At 63.9% G+C, this 20,522-nt stretch carries 19 protein-coding genes and 1 pseudogene; 11 read left to right on the top strand and 9 right to left on the bottom strand.

All coding sequences use genetic code 11. The features are described 5' to 3' along the window. Positions 1 to 22 precede the first annotated feature (22 nt). The 4 genes from IVB19_RS16915 to tyrS form a co-directional block, all read right to left on the bottom strand. The gene (locus IVB19_RS16915; protein WP_018454462.1) at positions 23 to 1,717 is read right to left on the bottom strand and encodes a methyl-accepting chemotaxis protein; all 1,695 of its coding nucleotides are present in this window, start codon (positions 1,715 to 1,717) and stop codon (positions 23 to 25) included. A 383-nt stretch (positions 1,718 to 2,100) separates the two neighbouring features. Further along, complete coding sequence (locus tag IVB19_RS16920) at positions 2,101 to 2,505, bottom strand: DoxX family protein (protein ID WP_018454461.1); 405 nt, start codon at positions 2,503 to 2,505, stop codon at positions 2,101 to 2,103. 219 nt (positions 2,506 to 2,724) lie between these two features. Beyond that, positions 2,725 to 3,996, bottom strand: a complete 1,272-nt coding sequence (locus IVB19_RS16925) for an MFS transporter (RefSeq protein ID WP_085353503.1) — start codon at positions 3,994 to 3,996, stop codon at positions 2,725 to 2,727. Positions 3,997 to 4,053: 57 nt separating this feature from the next. Next, on the bottom strand, positions 4,054 to 5,307 hold the full coding sequence (tyrS, locus tag IVB19_RS16930; RefSeq protein WP_018454459.1) for a tyrosine--tRNA ligase: 1,254 nt from the start codon (positions 5,305 to 5,307) through the stop codon (positions 4,054 to 4,056). 164 nt (positions 5,308 to 5,471) lie between these two features. On the opposite strand from tyrS, the gene IVB19_RS16935 reads away from it, so the two are divergent. The 3 genes from IVB19_RS16935 to IVB19_RS16945 all read left to right on the top strand — a co-directional run bounded on the left by IVB19_RS16935 (position 5,472) and on the right by IVB19_RS16945 (position 7,685). Further along, positions 5,472 to 6,575, top strand: a complete 1,104-nt coding sequence (locus IVB19_RS16935; protein ID WP_018454458.1) for an anhydro-N-acetylmuramic acid kinase — start codon at positions 5,472 to 5,474, stop codon at positions 6,573 to 6,575. A gap of 98 nt (positions 6,576 to 6,673) precedes the next feature. Then, positions 6,674 to 7,351, top strand: a complete 678-nt coding sequence (locus IVB19_RS16940) for a glutathione S-transferase family protein (RefSeq protein WP_018454457.1) — start codon at positions 6,674 to 6,676, stop codon at positions 7,349 to 7,351. Between the two features lie 10 nt (positions 7,352 to 7,361). Beyond that, positions 7,362 to 7,685: a DMT family transporter gene (locus IVB19_RS16945; RefSeq protein ID WP_039799056.1), complete on the top strand. Its 324-nt coding sequence runs from the start codon at positions 7,362 to 7,364 to the stop codon at positions 7,683 to 7,685. Here IVB19_RS16945 and IVB19_RS16950 read toward each other — a convergent pair. Continuing rightward, positions 7,682 to 8,192, bottom strand: a pseudogene (locus IVB19_RS16950) (DUF1697 domain-containing protein). The gene IVB19_RS16945 and the pseudogene IVB19_RS16950 sit on opposite strands and share 4 nt — an antisense overlap. Positions 8,193 to 8,199: 7 nt before the next feature. Next, complete coding sequence (locus IVB19_RS16955) at positions 8,200 to 8,847, bottom strand: alpha/beta hydrolase (RefSeq protein ID WP_007591562.1); 648 nt, start codon at positions 8,845 to 8,847, stop codon at positions 8,200 to 8,202. Between the two features lie 344 nt (positions 8,848 to 9,191). Here IVB19_RS16955 and IVB19_RS16960 point away from each other — a divergent pair, with 344 nt between their 5' ends. The 8 genes from IVB19_RS16960 to IVB19_RS16995 all read left to right on the top strand — a co-directional run bounded on the left by IVB19_RS16960 (position 9,192) and on the right by IVB19_RS16995 (position 16,794). Next, positions 9,192 to 10,331: a cysteine desulfurase family protein gene (locus IVB19_RS16960; protein WP_018454455.1), complete on the top strand. Its 1,140-nt coding sequence runs from the start codon at positions 9,192 to 9,194 to the stop codon at positions 10,329 to 10,331. A gap of 116 nt (positions 10,332 to 10,447) precedes the next feature. Next, positions 10,448 to 11,944 carry a Fe-S cluster assembly protein SufB gene (gene sufB, locus IVB19_RS16965; protein WP_007609805.1) on the top strand — a complete coding sequence of 499 codons (1,497 nt, stop codon included), beginning with the start codon at positions 10,448 to 10,450 and terminating at the stop codon, positions 11,942 to 11,944. 62 nt (positions 11,945 to 12,006) lie between these two features. Beyond that, the gene (sufC, locus tag IVB19_RS16970; protein WP_007609807.1) at positions 12,007 to 12,759 is read left to right on the top strand and encodes a Fe-S cluster assembly ATPase SufC; all 753 of its coding nucleotides are present in this window, start codon (positions 12,007 to 12,009) and stop codon (positions 12,757 to 12,759) included. Positions 12,760 to 12,770: 11 nt separating this feature from the next. Next, positions 12,771 to 14,075, top strand: a complete 1,305-nt coding sequence (gene sufD / locus IVB19_RS16975) for a Fe-S cluster assembly protein SufD (RefSeq protein WP_018454452.1) — start codon at positions 12,771 to 12,773, stop codon at positions 14,073 to 14,075. After that, positions 14,072 to 15,319, top strand: a complete 1,248-nt coding sequence (locus IVB19_RS16980; RefSeq protein WP_018454451.1) for a cysteine desulfurase — start codon at positions 14,072 to 14,074, stop codon at positions 15,317 to 15,319. Before sufD ends, IVB19_RS16980 begins: the two co-directional genes overlap by 4 nt. Beyond that, complete coding sequence (locus tag IVB19_RS16985) at positions 15,316 to 15,687, top strand: SUF system Fe-S cluster assembly protein (RefSeq protein ID WP_007591551.1); 372 nt, start codon at positions 15,316 to 15,318, stop codon at positions 15,685 to 15,687. The genes IVB19_RS16980 and IVB19_RS16985 overlap by 4 nt, the downstream gene beginning before the upstream one ends. A gap of 74 nt (positions 15,688 to 15,761) precedes the next feature. Continuing rightward, entirely contained in the window at positions 15,762 to 16,172 is a 411-nt protein-coding gene (locus IVB19_RS16990; RefSeq protein ID WP_083926365.1) for a HesB/IscA family protein, read from the top strand. 181 nt (positions 16,173 to 16,353) lie between these two features. Continuing rightward, positions 16,354 to 16,794 (top strand): TfoX/Sxy family protein, encoded by a 441-nt coding sequence (locus IVB19_RS16995; RefSeq protein ID WP_018454449.1) that lies wholly within the window; start codon positions 16,354 to 16,356, stop codon positions 16,792 to 16,794. Positions 16,795 to 16,854: 60 nt separating this feature from the next. Here the strand turns inward: IVB19_RS16995 and fabA are convergent, their stop codons facing one another. From fabA to IVB19_RS17010, 3 genes are all read right to left on the bottom strand, one after another. Next, on the bottom strand, positions 16,855 to 17,385 hold the full coding sequence (fabA, locus tag IVB19_RS17000) for a bifunctional 3-hydroxydecanoyl-ACP dehydratase/trans-2-decenoyl-ACP isomerase (protein WP_018454448.1): 531 nt from the start codon (positions 17,383 to 17,385) through the stop codon (positions 16,855 to 16,857). Positions 17,386 to 17,493: 108 nt separating this feature from the next. Further along, positions 17,494 to 18,561 carry a GGDEF domain-containing protein gene (locus tag IVB19_RS17005; protein ID WP_247338032.1) on the bottom strand — a complete coding sequence of 356 codons (1,068 nt, stop codon included), beginning with the start codon at positions 18,559 to 18,561 and terminating at the stop codon, positions 17,494 to 17,496. 166 nt (positions 18,562 to 18,727) lie between these two features. Further along, positions 18,728 to 20,278 (bottom strand): DEAD/DEAH box helicase, encoded by a 1,551-nt coding sequence (locus tag IVB19_RS17010; RefSeq protein ID WP_247338031.1) that lies wholly within the window; start codon positions 20,276 to 20,278, stop codon positions 18,728 to 18,730. Positions 20,279 to 20,522: the final 244 nt, after the last annotated feature.

Raw genomic sequence — 20,522 nt, forward strand, 5'->3', positions numbered from 1 at the left:
ACACCTTGGTTTCCGCGCCGCCTTACGCCGCGCGCACGCCCGCCAGGAAAGTCCCGACTTCGCCAGAGAGCTGCTCGGCCTGCTTGGAGAGGTTTGAGGCTGCTGCGAGCACCATGCCTGCGGCATTGCCGGTCTCGTTCGCTGCCGTACTGACGCCCCCGATATTGGTGGTGACTTCCTGGGTTGCCTCGGCCGTCTGGGAGACGCTGCGGGCGATCTCGGCCGTGGCGGCGCCTTGCTCCTCGATCGCGGCGCCGATCGAGGTCGCGATCCGGCTGACCTCCTCGATGGTGGCGGTGATGCCGCCGATGGCGTCCACCGCTTCCTTGGTCGCGCCCTGGATCTGGGCGATCTTGTCGCCGATCTCGCGGGTGGCTTCTGCAGTCTGGCTCGCCAGCGACTTCACCTCCGAAGCGACGACAGCAAAGCCGCGGCCGGCTTCACCGGCGCGTGCGGCCTCGATGGTGGCATTGAGCGCGAGCAGATTGGTCTGCGCCGCGATGCTGGAAATCAGCTCGGCGACGTGCTCGATCTGCTGGGCGCCGTCCGAGAGGGCGCGCACGATGGTGTCGGTGCGGCGGGCGCTGTCCACGGCGCGGCCGGTGACCACGGCGGACTGCGCGACCTGACGGCTGATCTCGGTGATGGAGGAGGAGAGCTCCTCGGCCGCGGCCGCGACCGTCTGGACGCGCTGGCTGGCTTCGGTGGCGGCCGAGCCGACGACGGCGGCGCGGCGGTTGGTGCCTTCCGCGGTCGACGACATCGACTTGGCGGTGACCTCCAGCTCGCCGGAGCCCGAGGCCATCAGGCCGACGAGCTGGCCGACGGAGGCATCGAACCGGTCGGCAAGCGAGATCAGCGCGTCGCGCTTCTCCTGTTCGCTGCGGGTCTTGGTGGCGACCTGCTCCGCCTCCAGCTTGCGGGCCGTCAGCGCGGTCTGCCTGAGCACTTCGAGGGTCTCGGCCATGCGGCCGATCTCGTCGCCGCGACCGGTCTCCTCGACCGCCGTGTCGATGGCGCCTTCGGAAATGGCCTGCATGCGGTTCTTCTGGCGATCGAGCGCGCCGAGCACGTCGCGGGCGATCAGCCAGGACAGTGTCGCCATCAGCAGCATCAAGCCGATGCCAATCGCCCCCAGCTCCAGCGTCAAGGCTCGCACGTCGGCGTCGATGTCGTCGACATAGAGGCCGTAGCTGATCGTCGCGTTCCAGGGCGCGAATTTGCGCGCGAAAACGGTCTTGCGGACGGGCTCCGTCTGGCCGGGGCGGGGGTAGAGATATGAGGTTACGCCGCCCTGAGCAGCCTGGTTGCCGGCCGTTACGATCGCATCTGCGATGAGGACACCGTTGGAGTCCTTGGCGCCCGTGATCTTGCCTTCGAGCTGCTGGTTCGCGCCATTGATCAGGATCGAGGTATCGGCGTTATAGACCACCGGATAGCCTTGGCCGCCATTGAAGCTCATGCGGCGGCCGCGCAGATGGAACTGGATTTTCGCTTCGGCCTGCGTCAGCTTGCCGGCGCCGACCTCCTCTTCGAGTGATTGGGCGAGGTTGTGGAGCATGTCGACCGCGGTCCGCATCTGCTGAACGCGATCCTCCAGCATGCGGCTCTTGCTGAGCACGGACGACACCCCGATGATGGCCGTGACCGTGAGTGCCGAAAGACAGACCATGCTGGCGAGCTTGGTGCGGATCTTGAGGTGACTCAGCAGCTTCATCACGGCCTCGACGGAATGGTTATTGTTGCTCGCGTCGGTAGCATGAAATTCTTACCAATCATGAATGGACGCGTGCGACGGCTGCTGCGCAAGCTGCGTGCGCAGCCGCGTGCGCAAACATGCAGGTCGTCATGCGCTTCTCGGGCGCATGGCGCGTCAACTCGGAGAAAAATCGTGTGGGTCTTTAGTCGCGACCTAATCCGTTGGGAGCGGCAATGAACCGATTCGTTCACCGCCTCATCATGTCGATGCTGCTGGTCGCGGTCCTCGTCCTGGTCTGGAACGTGCTGGGCTCGCGCTGAGATGGCACCCGTGAACATACGGATGCCATCTCTTCATTCGCGAATCAATCGCTGACGCCTCAGCGCCGCGCGAACGCGCCGCTAGTCCTTGCCCATCGCCGCATCGGCGCTGACCGAGCCGCCGCCGGCTGCCGAGAGGTAGAGGCAGGCGAAGCAGAACAGGATCGCCGCGGTGCCACCATTGAGCAGCGGCAGGAACACCGGCGTTTCGCCCTTGAACATGTGCCCCATGAAATAGGCGAAGGCCATCTCACCCGAGAGGATGAATGCCGCGAGGCGGGTAAACAGGCCGATCATCAGCAACGCGCCAAGCACGAGCTCAAGCGTACCGGCTGCGTAGATGATCGGCGGGATGTTTGCGAAGTAGGGAAGCACCGGAAACTTGAACAGCTTGGCGACACCGTACTGGAACAGCAGCAGGCCGGTGATGAAGCGAAACAGGCTCAAGAGAACCGGTTGAAAGCGAACGAGATAGGGAAAGTTCATTGGTTTGTGCCCTCCATCCAATGCTGCGACTAGGACCGCATTCAGTTCCGCCCTGCAAGCCGCCCAAGGGCAATTTGCGCTGACATTTTTGTCATGTCGGACAAAACACCGCAGGAAGGACTTTCAGCCGCGTGCGATCCACATCTTCGTAGCTGTTCGCGTCGTGCCCATCCGTAATTTCCCGGTGACGCGAATGCGCTCAAGTTACCTTCAGGAGACCTACCGCCGCAAGGCGGGCACGACCAGGAACGGGATCATCCCGAGCACCACGCTCGCGAGTGCGAAGGCGAGCAGCGCGTTGTAGCCATGGGTCGCGTCATGGATCAGGCCGCCGCTCCAGGAGCCGAAAGCCGAGCCGAGCCCGCTGCCGATCGAGATGGTGCCGTAGATGGTGCCGACGCGCTTGCCCCCAAAGATCTTCATCGCGGTCGCCGTGATCAGCGGTCCACGTGAGCCCATCATGCTGCCGAAGCAGACCACGAATCCGGTGAGCAGGAGGAAATTGGCGGAGTATTGCAACAGCCACAGCAGGAAGATGCCGAGGATCGAGATCGCGTAGCTGAGCAGCACCGACGGCCGGCGACCGATCAGGCCGTCGAGCGCGGACACGCCTAGCATGCCAAACACCAGCACGATGCCGGAGAAGCCCCAGGCCGTGGCGGCCTGCAGCGGTGGAAAGCCGGCATCGATCAAATAGGCCACGATCTGGGCGGCGATCGCATACATGCCGACCGCGGTGAAGAAGAATGTCGAGAACAGCGCCCAGAAGGCGTGATGGCGCATCGCGCTCGGAAGGGTCCAGCCGTGATCGACGAAATCCGGATCGGTCTTCTTCGCGATCTGCGGCGAGCCCGAGGCGAACAGCCGCCATGGCAGCAGCATGAGCGGCACCAGCAGGCCGAGCGCGGCGAAGCCGAACAGCTGGTAGGTTTCGCGCCACCCCAGATGATCGATCAAAAGCTGCGAGGCCGGCAGCAGCGCCAGCACGCCGCCACCCATGGCCGAGTAGACCACCGCCATCGCGGTCGGGAGTTTTGGGCCGAACCAGCGGCCCAGCAGGATCGAGTTCGGCACATTGCCGATGAAGGCGACGCCAATGCCGACGCAGAGTCCGATCGAGAGCTGGAACTGCCAGAGTGACTGCGCGTGGCTTGCGATCAGGAAGGCCGAGCCGAGCAGCAAAAGGCCCAGTGCATAGACGATGCGCGGTCCGGAATGATCGAACAGGCGCCCGACCAACGGCGCCGTCAGTCCGCTGACGAGCCACGTCAGCGAATAGATCGAGACCACTTGGGCGCGATCCCAGCCAAAGTTTTCCGAGATCGGCTTCAGGAAGACGGTGAAGCTTTCGCTGAGGCCGCGGCCGAGCACGGCGAGTGTGAAGCAGAGCGCGAGCACCACCAGCGCGGTGCGCACGACGCCCTGCGGCGTCGCCGTGACGCGTTCCCTGGTCGCTTGCTTGGACTGTTCCTCTAGCGTGTTCTGGTCCATTGCCGATCAGGGAGCGCGCTTCAGCGCGCCCTGACAAGCAGCGAAAAGCTCATACGCCTATGCAGGCCTCAGGAGGATGTGCTTCTTCTTGCCGAACGACAGCTTGACCACGCCTTCCGGCGTCAGGTCGGCCGCCGACAACGCCATCTTCTCGTCGGTGACGGGCTCGTCATTGACGCGCAGGCCGCCGCCCTTGATCTGGCGCCGTGCTTCGCCGTTGGAGGCAACGAGGCCCGCCTTGACGAAGGCGTTGAGCACGCCGAGGCCGGCGTCGAACTCGCCGCGCGGAATTTCCACGGTCGGCAGGCTCTCGGCCAGCGCGCCTTCCTCGAAGGTGCGGCGCGCGGTCTCGGCCGCCTCGTTCGCTGCGTCGCGGCCATGCAGGAGCGCGGTCGCCTCGGTGGCGAGCACCTTCTTGGCCTCGTTGATCTCGGAGCCTCCGAGCGCCTCGAGCTTCCTGATCTCGGTCATTGGCAGCGTCGTGAACAGCTTGAGGAACTTGCCGACGTCGGCGTCTTCGGTGTTGCGCCAGTACTGCCAGAAATCATACGGCGAGAACTGGTCGGCGTTGAGCCAGACCGCGCCCTGAGCGGTCTTGCCCATCTTGGCCCCCGACGCCGTCGTCAGCAGCGGCGTCGTCAGGGCGAACAGCTGATGCGTGCCCATGCGGCGGCCGAGATCGACGCCCATGATGATGTTGCCCCACTGGTCGGAGCCGCCCATCTGCAAGTTGCAGCCGGTCCGCCTGGCGAGCTCGACGAAGTCGTAGGCCTGGCAGATCATGTAGTTGAACTCGATGAAGCTCATCTCCTGCTCGCGCTCGAGGCGCAGGCGCACGGAGTCCATCGTCAGCATGCGGTTGACCGAGAAATGCCGCCCGACGTCGCGCAGCATCTCGATGTAGTTGAGCTTTGTCAGCCACTCGGCATTGTCGAGCATGATGGCGTCGCTCTTGCCCCCGCCATAGCGCAGCACCTTTGCGAACACGCCGCGGATCGATTCCTTGTTGGCCTCGATCTCGGCGACGGTGCGGATCGCGCGCGTCTCGTCCTTTCCGGAGGGATCGCCGACCATGGTTGTGCCGCCGCCCATCAGCGTGATCGGCTTGTTGCCGGACTGCTGCAGCCAGTGCAGCATCATCATGGTCAGGTAGTTGCCGATGTGCAGCGAGCGGGCGGTGCAATCGTAACCGACATAAGCCGTCGCCTCGCCCTTGGCGGCGAGGGCGTCCAGCCCCTCGAAATCGGAGCATTGGTGGATGAATCCACGTTCCTGCAGCGTATTGAGGAAATCCGATTTGAATGCAGTCATTTGTCGGCGCGCCTGACAATTCTTGGTTTACTGTTTTGGGAGCAATTTAAGGGTCATCCGTGGGAACTCGGTTGCTGCCCGCTACTTTGGCCTGTGGCATTATAAGATGTGTCCCTCTGGCACAAGATCGGCATGCCGGAAGGGTCTCTTGAGGACGCTGATCCATGATGTTGACGGCACTCGGTTTGATGAGCGGCACCTCGCTGGACGGGGTGGATGTTGCGCTGATCGAAACCGACGGAAAGCAGGTGAAGGCATTCGGGCCGTCCGGCTACCGGCCGTATAGCCCGGCGGAGCGCAACCTGCTGCGTCAGGCGCTGAGCGAGGCCGTGCACCTGGCGCAACGCGATGCTAGGCCGGGAGTTCTGGCCGAGGCCGAACGCGCAGTGACGCTCGCGCATGCCGAGGCGGTGGCCGCCTTCGTCGCCCAGAACCGGATGAAGCCGGAAGACATCGACATCGTCGGCTTCCACGGCCAGACCGTGCTGCACCGCCCCGAGAAGCGGCTGACGGTGCAGATCGGCGACGCGCCGGCGCTGGCCAGGGCGATCCATATCCCCGTGATGCATGATTTTCGCGCCGCCGACGTCGAGGCCGGCGGGCAGGGCGCGCCATTTGTGCCGGTTTATCACCGCGCGCTCGCCCATTCGCTGGAGCGCGAAGGGCCGATCATCGTGGTCAATATCGGCGGCGTCTCCAACATCACCTATATCGACGGCAACGACACGCTGATTGCCTGCGACACCGGACCCGGCAACGCGCTGCTCGACGATTTCATGTACCGCACCATGAACCAGGCGTTCGACGCGGACGGAAAGCTCGCAGCCCTCGGCAAGGCGGACGAAGCCTGGATCGCGCGGGCGCTGGAGCTGCCGTTCTTCGTAAGCCCGCCGCCGAAATCGCTCGACCGCAACGATTTTGCCGCACTAAAGCTCGGCGATGTCCTGCCGGCCGACGGCGCCGCGACCCTGACCGCCTTCACCGCGGCGGCCATCGCCCGCATCATCCCGCTGCTGCCACGCAGGCCGCGGAGCTGGATCGTCTGCGGCGGCGGCGCCCGCAACCGGACCATGCTCCAGATGCTGCGGGAGCGCGTTGGGTCCGCCACTGTCGAGGCCGCGGAGGCAGTCGGCTGGGCCTCCGACGCCATCGAGGCGCAGGCCTTCGGCTTCCTCGCCGCGCGCGGCCTGAAGGGCCTGCCGCTGTCGTATCCCGGGACCACGGGCGTGCCGATGCCGATGACGGGCGGGGTGATCGCGCGGCCTTGAGATGATAGGCGGGATGATGCAGATGCATTGATCTTGACAGGTAGATGCACATGCATCTATCTTTGATGCAGTTGCATCTAACCGTCGGGATTCTCGCCATGACCGCTTCACTGAAACTGATCAGCCACAAGCTTTGCCCCTATGTGCAGCGCGCGGTGATCGCGCTCAACGAGAAGGGCGTGCCGTTCGAGCGGGTCGACATCGATCTCGCCAATAAGCCCGACTGGTTTCTCAAACTGTCGCCGCTCGGCAAGGTGCCGGTGCTGGTCGTGACGAGCGAGAAGGGCGAGGTCGCGCTGTTCGAGAGCAACGTGATCTGCGAGTACATCGAGGAGACGCAAGGCGGCGTGAGACTGCATCCGGCGGATGCCTTGGAGCGTGCCGAGCACCGGGCGTGGATGGAGTTCGGTTCAGCAGTGCTCGCCGATCTCTGGGGCCTAGAGACCACGACCGATGCGGCGACGTTCGAGAGCAAGCGCCAGGCGCTGATGGTGAAGTTCGCCCGGGTCGAAGCGGCGCTCGGTGCCGGTCCTTATTTTGCTGGCGAAGCGTTCAGTCTCGTCGACGCCGTATTCGCCCCCGTCTTCCGCTACTTCGATCTGTTCGACGAGCTGACCGACCACGGCATTTTCCGCGATGTGCCGAAGGTCCGCGCATGGCGCGCCGAACTGGCGAAGCGTCCGAGCGTCCGTACTGCGGTGGGCGCGGACTATCCGCAATTGCTGCGCGCCTTCCTCGTGCGCCACGACGCGCATCTGCTCAAGCTTGCGGCCTGAGCCCACGCCGATGTCGCAATCCATGGCCTGGCTGATGCTGGTGATCGCAGGCGCACTCGATGTTGGCTGGGCGATCTCGATGAAATATGCGGAAGGCTACACGCGCGCTGGCTGGAGCGTCGTTTCGCTCGTGCTGCTCGTAGCCTTCGTTGTCCTGCTCGGGCGTGCTTTGAAGGTGCTCGAGGTCGGCGTCGCCTATTCGGTCTGGACCGGCATCGGCGCCGCCGGCACCGTCGTCATGGGTGTGGTGCTGTTCGGCGAGGCGCTGAGCGCGATGAAGATCGCGGGGATCCTGCTGGTGCTGACGGGGATCGCGGCGCTCAAGCTGGCCTAGAGCTCTGCGGCCATTTTCGCGAGCGTCGCGATCGTTTTCATGTTGCGCGCGGTGCCGGTTGGCGGCGGGGATGACCAGCTTCGACGTGCCCATGCCGTCGCCGTAATGCACGTAGATCTCGCGGCGGCCGAGGCGGATCTCCTCCTTGTTCTGGCCGCGAATGCCGGCGAGCGCATCCGCCGGCGGCGCCTTGTCGAGGAAGATCGCGACGGTACGGTTGGGGGCGGCCTTTGGAAACGGATTATCGGCCAAGACCTGCGCCATCTCGGTGGCGCTGCGCACGAGCACGCCGACCGGCGCGCCGGCATAGGCGTGCAATCGCTTTTCGAGTGCGGTCTTGATCGCAGATTGCGACTTGCGGCTTGTGAAGACGACGTTGCCGCTTGCAATATAGGTGCGCACGGCGGCGTAGCCGAGCTCCTCGCACATGGCCTTGAGTTCGCTCATCGGCAATTTGCCGGTGCCGCCGACATTCACGGCACGCAGCAATGCGATGAACGCACCCACGGAAAGCTCAGCGCACGTTGGCGAGGCGCATGTCGAGATAGGCGGTGATGGTTTCCATCAGCGGCTCGAGCTTGGCGTCGAAGAAGTGGTTGGCGCCCGGGATGACCTGCTGGTCGATCACGATGCCCTTCTGGGTCTTCAGCTTCTCGACCAGCGTGTTGACGTCCTTGGGCGGCACCACCGCGTCCTTCTCGCCATGCACGATCAGCCCCGAGGACGGGCAGGGTGCGAGGAACGAGAAGTCGTAGAGGTTGGCGGGCGGCGCGATCGAGATGAAGCCCTCGACCTCGGGGCGGCGCATCAGCAGCTGCATGCCGATCCAGGCGCCGAAGGAGAAGCCGGCAACCCAGCAGGCGCGCGCTTCGGGATTGATGGTCTGCGCCCAGTCGAGCGCCGCGGCCGCGTCCGACAATTCGCCGGTGCCGTGGTCGAACGAGCCCTGGCTGCGGCCGACGCCACGGAAATTGAAACGCAGCACCGAGAAGCCGCGATGCGCGAACGCATAGTAGCACTGGTAGATGATCTGATGATTCATCGTGCCGTGGAACTGCGGATGCGGATGCAGGACCATCGCGATTGGCGCGTTCTTCTGCTTGGCCGGATGGTAGCGGCCTTCGAGGCGGCCGGCGGGGCCGGTGAAAATAACTTCAGGCATGATGATCTCTTGATTGATCCCTTGAAGACGCTCTTCAACAATCAACCGATTGTGCGGATTTCATCGGCTGCTGGGCCGATCAAGCCGCGAATGGAAGGGTGGAGCGGCGCCCTCGGATGATGCGCGAGCGGCGCGCGGCGAACTGACGCGCGCGTTCTAACATGAGGCGAGGGTCAAAAAGCAAGCATCTTGAACATCCCGCAATCGGCTCAAGACGTTAGCGTGTCATGGCCGTCATCGCGCGAAGGCGATTGGGAATCGAGATTGCCAAGCGCTGCCCGGGGGCCCATGTCGGGTACCAGTGCGGGCGAAGCAGCCTGGTCCGAATGGTAACATAATACGTCATGCCGAGCCGTGTTTATCTCGACTGGAACGCGACCACGCCGCTTCGCTCCGAGGCGCGAGGCGCAATGCTCGCAGCCTACGAGCTGATCGGCAATCCGTCCTCTGTTCACGCCGAGGGGCGCGAGGCGCGACGGCTTGTCGAGGGGGCGCGGGCCATCCTTGCGACCGCAGTAGGCGCGCTGCCGCGGAACGTCGTCTTCACCTCCACGGGAACCGAAGCCAACGCGCTGGCGCTTTCACCGGGGCTTCGGGGGCAGTCTGGGGGGCCTGTCGAGCGGCTTCTGGTCTCGGCCGTCGAGCATGCTTCGGTACTGGCAGGCGGCCGGTTCCCGGCAGATGAGATCGGTCAGATCAGGGTCACACGCTCCGGCGTGATCGACCTCGATCATTTGAAGGCGCTGCTCAGAGAGGGCCCGCCGGCGCTGGTCTCTATCATGGCGGCCAACAACGAGACGGGCGCGCTGCAGCCTATCGCCGAGGCCGCGGGAATCGTTCACGGGGCCGGCGGCCTCCTGCACGTCGACGCAATCCAGGCGCTTGGGAAAATCCCCTTCGATATCAAGGTGATCGGTGCGGACCTTGCGACCTTTTCTGCGCACAAGATCGGCGGCCCCAAGGGGGTCGGCGCGCTGGTCGTGGCCGAGGGCGTGGCCGGACTTGAGCCGGTGCTGCGGGGCGGCGGGCAGGAGCTGAACCGGCGTGCCGGAACCGAGAATGTCGCCGGCATTGCCGGCTTCGGGGCATCCGTGCGGGCTGCCCTTCAGGCTTTGCCGGAGGATGCGGAACGGATGGCAACCCTCAGAGATCGCTTGGAAAATGGCATTCGCTCCATGGCCGGCGCAACGGTCTTCTCAGATGACGCCAGGCGGTTGCCAAATACCGTTCTTTTCACGGCTCCCGGCTTGAAAGCCGAGACCGCGGTGATCGGTTTCGACCTCGAAGGTGTCGCGGTGTCCTCGGGCTCTGCCTGTTCCTCGGGCAAGGTACAGCCGTCCCACGTGCTGTCGGCGATGGGGTATGATCCCACCGTCGCCCAAGGAGCGGTGCGTCTCAGTCTGGGCTGGTCCACGGAGCCGGATGACATCAACAGGGCGTTAGAGGCTTGGCGAAAGCTCGGTAATACCCTACTTAAGGGATAAGCGATGAAACACGGCTTGAACGGTTCTAAGCGCGTGCGTCCCGCCAAGAAACATCGTAATAGTCGTCCGAATTTGATGATCCACCGCGGTCCTTGAAACCGCGAGCGGAGGATAGAATGCCAGCCGTGCAAGAGACGGTCGAGCGCGTGAAGCGCATCGACGTCGATCAGTATCGTTATGGGTTTGAGACCCTGATCGAGTCCGACAAGGCCCCAAAGGGGCTGTCGGAAGAAACCGTCAAGTTCATCTCCGAGAAGAAGAACGAACCCGCCTGGATGCTCCAGTGGCGGCTCGAGGCCTATCGGCGCTGGCTGACCATGACCGAGCCGACCTGGGCCCGCGTCGACTATCCCAAGATCGACTTTCAGGACCTCTATTATTATTCGGCTCCCAAGCCGAAGAAGACGATCACCTCGCTCGACGAGATCGATCCCGAGATTCTGAAGACCTACGAGAAGCTCGGCATTCCCTTGCGGGAAGTCGCCATGCTCGAAGGCGTCGAGCCGAAGCCCGGCGAGGAAGACCCCAACAGGCGCAAGATCGCGGTCGACGCGGTGTTCGATTCGGTCTCGGTTGCGACCACCTTCAAGGCCGAGCTGAAGAAGGCCGGCGTGATCTTCATGCCGATCTCGGAGGCGATCCGCGAGCATCCCGAGCTGGTGCAGAAATATCTGGGATCCGTGGTGCCGACGTCGGACAATTTCTACGCAACGCTGAACTCGGCGGTGTTCTCGGACGGCTCGTTCGTTTACGTGCCGCCGGGCGTGCGCTGCCCGATGGAACTGTCCACCTACTTCCGCATCAACGAGCGCAACACTGGCCAGTTCGAGCGCACGCTGATCATTGCCGACAAGGGCTCCTACGTCTCTTATCTCGAGGGCTGCACCGCGCCGCAGCGCGACGAGAACCAGCTGCACGCGGCCGTGGTCGAACTCGTCACGCACGACGACGCCGAGATCAAATATTCGACGGTGCAGAACTGGTATCCCGGCAATTCGGAAGGCAAAGGCGGCATCTACAATTTCGTCACCAAGCGTGGTGACTGCCGCGGCAACAATTCCAAGATCTCCTGGACCCAGGTCGAGACAGGTTCGGCGATCACCTGGAAGTATCCGAGCTGCATCCTGCGGGGCGACAATTCGCGTGGTGAATTCTATTCGATCGCGATCTCGAATGGCTATCAGCAGGTCGACAGCGGCACCAAGATGATCCATCTCGGCAAGAACACGTCGAGCCGTATCATCTCCAAGGGCATCGCCGCCGGCAGATCGCAGAACACCTATCGCGGCCTCGTGACGGCGCATCGCAAGGCGACCGGCGCGCGCAACTTCACCGCCTGCGATTCGCTGTTGATCGGCGACAAATGCGGCGCGCACACCGTGCCCTACATCGAAGCCAAGAACTCGTCGGCGACGTTCGAGCACGAGGCCACCACGTCCAAGATCTCCGAGGACGTGCTGTTCTACTGCATCCAGCGCGGCCTCACGCAGGAGGAGGCGGTCGGCCTCGTCGTCAACGGCTTCGTCAAGGACGTGCTGCAGCAACTGCCGATGGAATTCGCGGTGGAAGCGCAGAAGCTGATCTCGATCTCGCTTGAAGGATCGGTCGGCTAGCGCCGGCCCTCGCGGCGCGCGTCGCGCGCCCTATGCATCATTTGAATAAACTGGACACCAAGATGGCTTTGCTTGAAGTGAAAGACCTCAAGGTTCGTGTCGAGGAGCGTGAGATCCTCCATGGGTTGACGCTGACCGTGAACGAGGGCGAGATCCACGCGATCATGGGGCCGAACGGCTCCGGCAAATCGACGCTGTCCCACGTCATCGCCGGCAAGCCTGGTTACGAGGTCACCGACGGCGAGATCCTGTTCAAGGGCGAAGACCTGCTCGCGATGGCGCCCAACGAACGGGCCGCCAAGGGCGTGTTCCTGGCGTTCCAGTATCCGGTCGAGATCCCCGGCGTCTCCACCATGAATTTCCTGCGCACCGCGCTGAACGCGCAGCGCAAGGCGCGCGGCGAGGGCGAATATTCGACGCCCGACTTTTTGAAGAAAGTCCGCGAAGTCTCGAAGTCGCTGAACATCCCGCAGGACATGCTCAAGCGCGGTGTCAATGTCGGCTTCTCCGGCGGCGAGAAGAAGCGCAATGAGGTGCTGCAGATGGCGCTGTTCGAGCCGAGCCTGTGCATCCTCGACGAGATGGATTCCGGCCTCGACATCGACGCGCTGCGCATTGCAGCCGACGGCGTCAACGCGCTGCATTCGCCCAAGCGCGCGATGGTCGTCATCACCCATTATCAGCGGCTGCTGAACTATATCGTGCCTGACGTCGTGCACGTGATGTCAAAAGGCCGTGTCGTGAAGAGCGGTGGCAAGGAACTGGCGCTGGAGCTGGAAGCGTCCGGCTACGCCCAGTTCGAGGACGCCGCGTAAGGAATTTTGAGATGAACGTTGCTGTGGCAAAGACCGGAAACGGCCGCGCGGTGAGCGATCTCTTCGCCAGCGCCGAAAGCCGGCTGCCGGGTTCGCCTTCCGTGATCGCGGTACGCCGCGAGGCGTTCGAGACCTATGAGCGTCTCGGCCTGCCGCACCGCCGGATCGAGGAGTGGAAGTACACCGATCTGCGCGCGCTGGTCGGCGAGGTACTGCCGCTCGCGGCTGCGCCCGATGCGACTGCGTTGAAGCGCGCCGCGGACGCGGTGAAAGCACATGCGATCGCCGGCGCCCGCAAGCTGGTGCTGGTCGACGGTGTGTTCGCTCCCGATCTCTCCGACGTCAAGGCGCTCGCCTCCGAGGCGAGCTTTAAGACGTTGCGGGAGACGCTGGAGAAGGATTCCGGTCTGTTAAGGACCGCGGCCATCGATGCGGTGATCGCGCTGAACGCGGCGATGGCGACCGACGGTGTCGTGCTTGATATCGCCGACGGCACGCAGCTGTCCGCGCCGATCCAGATCATCCACATCGCGGTTGCATCTTCCGCGTCGGCTTTCACCCGCTCGCAGGTTGCGGTCGGGAAGGGCGCTCGTGCCACCATCATCGAGAGCTTTGTCGCGGCCGGCGCCAAGGCTTACCAGGTCAACGATGCCGTCATCCTCTCGGTTGGCGATAATGCCGACATCGCGCATATCCGTCTGATGGACGATTCGCCGGATGCGGTGAACATCACCTCGCAGTTCGTCACGGTCGGTGCGAATACAAAGCTCAACTTCTTCAACATGACGACCGGCGCGGCAGTCAGCCGCCTGCAAGGCTTCATCACGCTGGCAGGCGAGGGCAGCGAGCTCTCGGTCAACGGCGTGAACCTGTTGCAGAAGACCGAACACGGCGACACCACGCTGGTGGTCGACCATGCCGTGCCGAACTGCGTCAGCCGAGAAGTTTTCCGCGCCGTGATCGACGATCGCGCCCATTCGGTGTTCCAGGGCCGCATCATCGTTCGTCCCGATGCGCAGAAGACCGACGGCAAGATGATGATCCGCGCGCTGCTGCTCTCGGATGAGGCGGAAGCCGACAACAAGCCCGAGCTCGAGATCTTTGCGGACGACGTCTCCTGCGGTCACGGCGCCACCGCCGGTGCGCTGGACGACAGTCTGCTGTTCTATCTGAAGGCGCGCGGCCTGCCGGAGAAGCAGGCCCAGGCGCTGCTGATCCAGGCCTTCGTCGGCGAGGCGATCGAGCAGATCGCCGACGATGATCTGCGCGAGCACGTGATCGGCATTGCCGAGCGCTGGCTGGAGCGGCGCCAATGAGCACGCATCCGGCAGTCAAGAACGGCTCTTACGACGTTGCGCGCGTGCGCCAGGATTTTCCGGCGCTGGCCATGCAGATCTACGGCAAGCCGCTGGTCTATCTCGACAACGCCGCATCTGCGCAGAAGCCGAGCGCCGTGCTCGATCGCATGACGCAGGCCTACACCTCCGAATATGCCAACGTGCACCGCGGCCTGCATTATCTCGCCAACGCCGCGACCGAAGCCTATGAGGGCGGCCGCACCAAGGTGGCGCAGTTCATCAACGCGCCGCGGACCGAGGAAGTGATCTTCACCCGCAACGCGACCGAGGCGATCAACCTCGTCGCCTCGTCCTGGGGCGAGCCGAACATCAAAGCAGGCGACGAGATCGTCATTTCGATCATGGAGCACCACTCCAACATCGTGCCCTGGCATTTCCTCAGGGAACGCCATGGTGCCGTGATCAAATGGGCGCCGGTCGACGACGAGGGCAATTTCCTCATCGACGAATTCGAAAAGCTGCTGACGTCGAAGACCAAGCTGGTCGCGATCACGCAGATGTCGAACGCGCTTGGCACCATCGTCCCGGTCAAGGACGTTGTGAAGATCGCCCACGCCCGCGGCATTCCCGTGCTGGTCGACGGCAGCCAGGGCGCGGTGCATATCCCAGTCGACGTCCAGGACCTCGGCTGCGACTTCTATGTCTTCACCGGCCACAAGGTCTACGGGCCGACCGGCATCGGCGTGCTCTGGGCCAAGTACGACCACCTGGTCGCGATGCGCCCCTATAACGGCGGCGGCGAAATGATCCGCGAGGTCTCGCGCGACATCGTCACCTACGGCGATCCCCCGCACAAATTCGAGGCCGGCACGCCGGCGATCGTCGAGGCCGTCGGGCTCGGCGCCGCGATCGACTACGTCAATTCGATCGGCAAGGAGCGCATCGCCGCGCACGAGCACGATCTCGTCACCTACGCCCAGGATAAGCTGCGCGAGATCAACTCGCTGCGGCTGATCGGCACGGCGCGGGGCAAGGGCCCGGTGATCTCCTTCGAACTCAAGGGCGCGCACGCCCACGACGTCGCCACCGTGATCGACCGCCAGGGCATCGCGGTGCGCGCCGGCACCCATTGCGTGATGCCGCTTTTAGAGCGGTTCAACGTCACAGCCACGTGCCGGGCGTCGTTCGGCATGTATAATACGCGGGAAGAAGTCGATCATCTGGCACAGGCGCTGTTGAAGGCGCGGGATTTGTTCGCATGAGTGACACGGCCGAAATCAAAGCCAATCCGATGGAAACCCAGTCGGCGCTGCCGCCTGAGGAGACCGAGCGTCTCACCACCGAGATCATCGCCGGGCTCAAGACCGTGTTCGACCCGGAAATCCCGGCTGATATCTACGAGCTCGGCCTGATCTACAAGGTCGAGATCAAGGACGATCGTTCCGTCGATGTGCAAATGACGCTGACGACACCGAATTGCCCGGCCGCCGGCGAGCTGCCGACCATGGTCGAGAACGCGGTCGCCAGCGTCCCCGGCGTCGGCGTGGTCGACGTCAAGGTGGTCTGGGAGCCGGCCTGGACGCCGGAACGCATGAGCGACGAGGCCCGCCTCGTGCTCAACATGTGGTGACGCGTAACCTCGGCTTTAGATCCTTGTTAGATCCTTGGCATTGAATTCGCTCGGCAACGGACCACATCATTGACATGACACAGATATCGTCGGGCTCGACACCAGCATCCACTCCAAAGCCGAGGCGGCCCCGCCCGCAGGTCATGCGGCTGACGGACGCTGCCGCCCAGCGCATCAGCGAGCTGACCCAGCGGGCCGATTCCGAGATCGTTGGCCTGCGCGTCGGCGTCAAGAACGGCGGCTGTGCCGGACAGTCCTACACCGTCGAATACGCCCATGATGTCCGGCCGACCGACGAGGTCGTCGAGGACAAGGGCGTCAAGATCCTGGTCGATCCCAAGGCCGTGCTGTTCCTGCTCGGCACCGAGATGGACTACAAGGCCGACAAGATGCAGGCCCAGTTCGTCTTCAACAACCCCAACCAAGTCTCCGCCTGCGGCTGTGGCGAGTCGGTCGAGCTGCGTCCGGCGCAGATCGACGGGTAGTCCGTTTCTCGCAAATCACTCCGCTGTCGTCCTGGCGAAGGCCAGGATCCATACCGCGTGATCTCGCGGTGATCGTCGGTGCCAATACCGACGCTGGCACGACTGGCAGTCTTCGCTAAACTCCCTCCCGTGGAATGGGTCCTGGCTTTCGCCAGGACGACCGTGCGGAAATAGTTCAGCCATGGACCGCGAATTTCTGATCGACCTGTTCGCCGATTTCGGCCCCGTCGCCATCCGGAAAATGTTCTCCGGCTACGGCATCTCCGCCGACGGCGTCAACTTCGCGCTGGCCTTGCGCGCCGGCCTGTTCTTCCGCGCTGACGAGATGACCATCCCGGATTTTGAGGCGGAAGGCTCGAAGCCGTTCCAATACTCGACCCGCGCCAAGACCGTGGTGGTGAACTCCTATTGGGAGCTGCCGGCCCGCCTGTTCGACGATTCCGCGGAACTCGCGCAATGGGCGAGGGCCGCGCTTGCTGCTGCCCAGCGCGCCAAGGTGAAGAAGCCGCCCAAGGTGAAGAAGGCGGCGAAGAAGGTTGCGAAGAAGCCCGTTGCAACGAAGCGGCCGACCAAGAAGAAAACAGTGCGCAGGGCGGGCAAAGCGAAGCGTGCCCTCCGCTGACGTGCTGGTGTGGGAGATGATGGGCATGGCGCTGAGCGCCTTTGCCCACCCGATGGGACTTCACTCCACGGCCTTGGTCAGACCAACCCGCATGTCCCTGGCGGTGAAGACGCAGACGCCGTCGGCCAGCACGCGACCGTCGGCAATTCCGAGCACCAGCTTGCCGCGCCGGACCATCCTCACGGAGACCTCGTAGCGCACGCGTTGCGCGTTCGGTGTGACCTCGCCCGTGCACGCGACTTCGCCGACGCCGATGGCGCGGCCCTTGCCCGGCGAGCCCGACCATCCCAGCCAGTAGCCGACCATCTGCCACATGGCATCCAAACCCAGAGACGCTGGCATCGTGGCATCGCCGTGATAGTGGCAATCGAAGAACCAATGGCCCGGCGCGATGTCGAGTTCGCCGACGATATGGCCCTTGCCGAACTCGCCGCCATCCAGGCTGATCTCCGTGATGCGATCCATCATCAGCATCGGCGGCGCTGGCAATTGCGCATTGCCCGGGCCGAAATAGCCGCCCTCGCTCGATCTCAGCAGCTCGTCCCTGGTGTAGGACGGTTGCGGTGAGTGAAAATCATGCGGGTTTGGCAAGGCGAAAAGTCCTCCGGATGCTCGCAGTCGGACGCCTTGAGACGGCGAGGGAGATGTCGTTCGTCGGGTCAGAATGTCAAGCGCGGCTGTCGGTGCGCAGCTTCGGATTCACGCCACCCGGTTATGCGTCTCGACCGCGAATTCCGGATCGGCCTCGCAGATCACGCGGTTGCGGCCGTTGCGTTTGGCGGCGTACAGGCAGGCATCCGCGCGTTCGATCAGCGCATCGGTGTCGTCGCCCTGCTTGAGCATGGAGACGCCGACGGAGATGGTGACCCGGCCAAGGATTTCGCCGGTGGACTTCTTCTTTAGTTCCTTCGCCATCACCGCGCGGCGGATGTGATCGGCCACCGTCAGGGCCTGGCGCAGCGCGGTGTTGGGCAGCACGACCGCGAATTCCTCGCCGCCATAGCGGGCGGTGATGTCCTGGCCCTTGATGGTCTGCTTCAGCGACAGGCCGACCAGCCGCAGCACCTGGTCGCCGGTGAGATGGCCGTAGGAATCGTTGAACGACTTGAAATGATCGATGTCGACCAGCAGCAGCGACAGCGGCTCGCCGGAGGCGAGCGCGCCTTGCACGGCCATGTCGATCATGCGATCGAAATATTTGCGGTTGCCGAGCCCCGTCAGCGGATCGGTCAGGCTCTCGGCGCGGATCGCCTCCAGGCTCTGCTGGAGGTTGCTGATCTCGCTCCTCGAGAGCGTCAGCCGGTCTTCCAGCGCCTTGTTGGTCTCGCGCATCTCGCTGGTCGAATGCAGCAGCGTCTCGATGATCGACTTGATCTGCTCGCGGCTTTCGGCCGATGACAGCTTTTTGGTCGCGTCTGACAGGCTCGCATCGTAGGAGCCGGTCATCGCGAGCGCGTCGCCGAGAACCTTTATGACGTCGTCGATCTCGCCGATGACGCGCGCGCCGACCTTGTCGATGCGCTCAGTGGTCTTGATGTGGGAGAGGTAGGTCTCGTAGATCTGATCGAGATCGGCTTCGGTCAGCTTGCCGCTTCGCGCCAGCGTCTCGTTGATGATCTTGTTGAGCGGGGCGTTGTAGCCGGTGGCGTAGACGTACCAGATCTCGTAATTGCGGGGAATTGCCGTCTGCCGTAGCGATCGGATCTGACCGAGCGCTATCTGGGCGAACGCCATCGTGCGTTCGTGTTCGTCGAGCACCTTGACCACGGAACATACCCCACAGCGACCGGCGTGCCGACGACCGCAGCAATACTTAAATTATGTTCGTAGGCTAACGGACGATCGTGAACGCCCCGTAAATATACGTCCACGATTGCATCCGAAAAAGTGCGCGCCGGCTTGGTTTCAACCAAAGCCTGGCGCGCATCGTGCTTCAGGCGCCGGCGGGGGAGCGAACTGGACGCAGCAGAAATGCCGGCAGATGCGAGTGGTCACCCGGCTCGCTGTCGGCTTCGCGTTGGCGGCGCGGCTCGGGACGGCCGATCGACGGCACATGCGACGGATTGGCCTGCTGGCGCGCACCGTCACGCGGCTCGGATGATGGCTTGGCTTCGCGCGGCGGCCTGGCTTCACGCGAAGGTCTTGCTTCACGCGGAGGCCTTGCCTCGCGCGCGGGCCTTGCTTCGGAAGCGGGCCTTGCTTCGGTCGAAGGCTGTGCCTCGCCACGCGGTTCGCGCGGCTCGTGGCTGCGCTCACGATCGCGGCCGCGCTGCGGCTTTCCGCGTCCGCCGCGTGACCGTTCACGGCCGCGCTGCTCGCGCGGACGCTCGCTCGCGTCGGAAGCATCGGTGCGGACTTCGAAATCGCCCTCCGCGCGTGGAATGCTCTGGCCGATCAGCTTCTCGATCGCCACCATCGATTTCTGGTCGAGCGGCGTGACGAGCGAGATCGCCATGCCGGACCGGCCTGCGCGACCGGTGCGGCCGACGCGGTGGACATAATCGTCGGGATGGTGGGGAACGTCGAAATTGAAGACGTGGCTGACCTCGGGGATGTCGAGGCCGCGGGCGGCGACGTCGGATGCGACCAGCAGGGGCAGCTCGCCCTTGCGGAACTGCTCGAGTGCCGCCGTGCGGGCCGACTGGTCCATGTCGCCGTGCAGCGCGCCGACGCTGAAGCCGTGCTTTTGCAGCGATTTGTGAACGACGGCGACCTCGCGCTTGCGATTGCAGAAGATGATCGCGTTCTGGAGATCCTTGGCCTCGCGCAGCAATCGGCGAAGCAGCTCGCGCTTCTCGTGCGCCTCGCGCCCGGCCGGGACCTGACACTGCGTAACGGTGACAGCGGTGGTGGCGGGCTTCGATACCTCGATCTTCTGCGGATTGTGCAGGAAGGTTTCGGTGATGCGCCGGATCTCCGGCGGCATGGTCGCGGTGAAGAACAGGGTCTGCCGCGTGAACGGGACGAGCTTGCAGACGCGCTCGATGTCGGGAATGAAGCCCATGTCCAGCATGCGGTCGGCTTCGTCGATGACGAGCAGCTCGACGCCGGTGAGCAGCAGGCCGCCGCGCTCCGTGTGGTCGAGCAGGCGGCCGGGAGTGGCGATCAGCACGTCGACGCCGCGCGTCAGCTTGGCATCCTGGTCGCCGAAGGAAACGCCGCCGATCAGGAGGGCGACGTTGAGTTTCTGGCCCGCGCCGTAGCGGTCGAAGTTTTCCTTCACCTGCGCCGCGAGTTCGCGGGTCGGCTCAAGGATCAGGGTGCGCGGCATGCGCGCCCGGGCGCGACCCTTTTCGAGGATGGTGAGCATCGGCAGCACGAAGGCCGCGGTCTTGCCGGTGCCAGTCTGGGCGATGCCGAGCACGTCCTTGCGAGCGAGGACGTGAGGGATCGCCTGTTCCTGAATGGGGGTGGGGGTGGTGTAACCGGTGGCCGCCACTGCAGCGAGGACTTTTTCGGATAGTCCGAGATGGGTAAAAGACATTGAGCCTCTGGTCGAAACCGCCGTTCGGAATCGAGGGTAATAAGGCTGTCGCGTTCCACCCCAAAACGGCGCGCTCTCAAAGAAGCTGGGGGTGCTGACTCACGCGAACAAAGCGCCAAGCTCAGGAATCGCTCTTCGATCTGAGCCGCGTCGCCACGGAACATAGGGGGGAATCGGCCAAAGTCAATGGAGCGGGCGCGGGAAGGCCCTAAAAAACCTGAGGTTTTCGCCCAAATAGTGGGAG

Origin of the sequence: Bradyrhizobium sp. 187 (assembly GCF_023101005.1) — a bacterium.
GTDB classification, from domain to species: Bacteria; Pseudomonadota; Alphaproteobacteria; order Rhizobiales; family Xanthobacteraceae; genus Bradyrhizobium; species Bradyrhizobium canariense_D.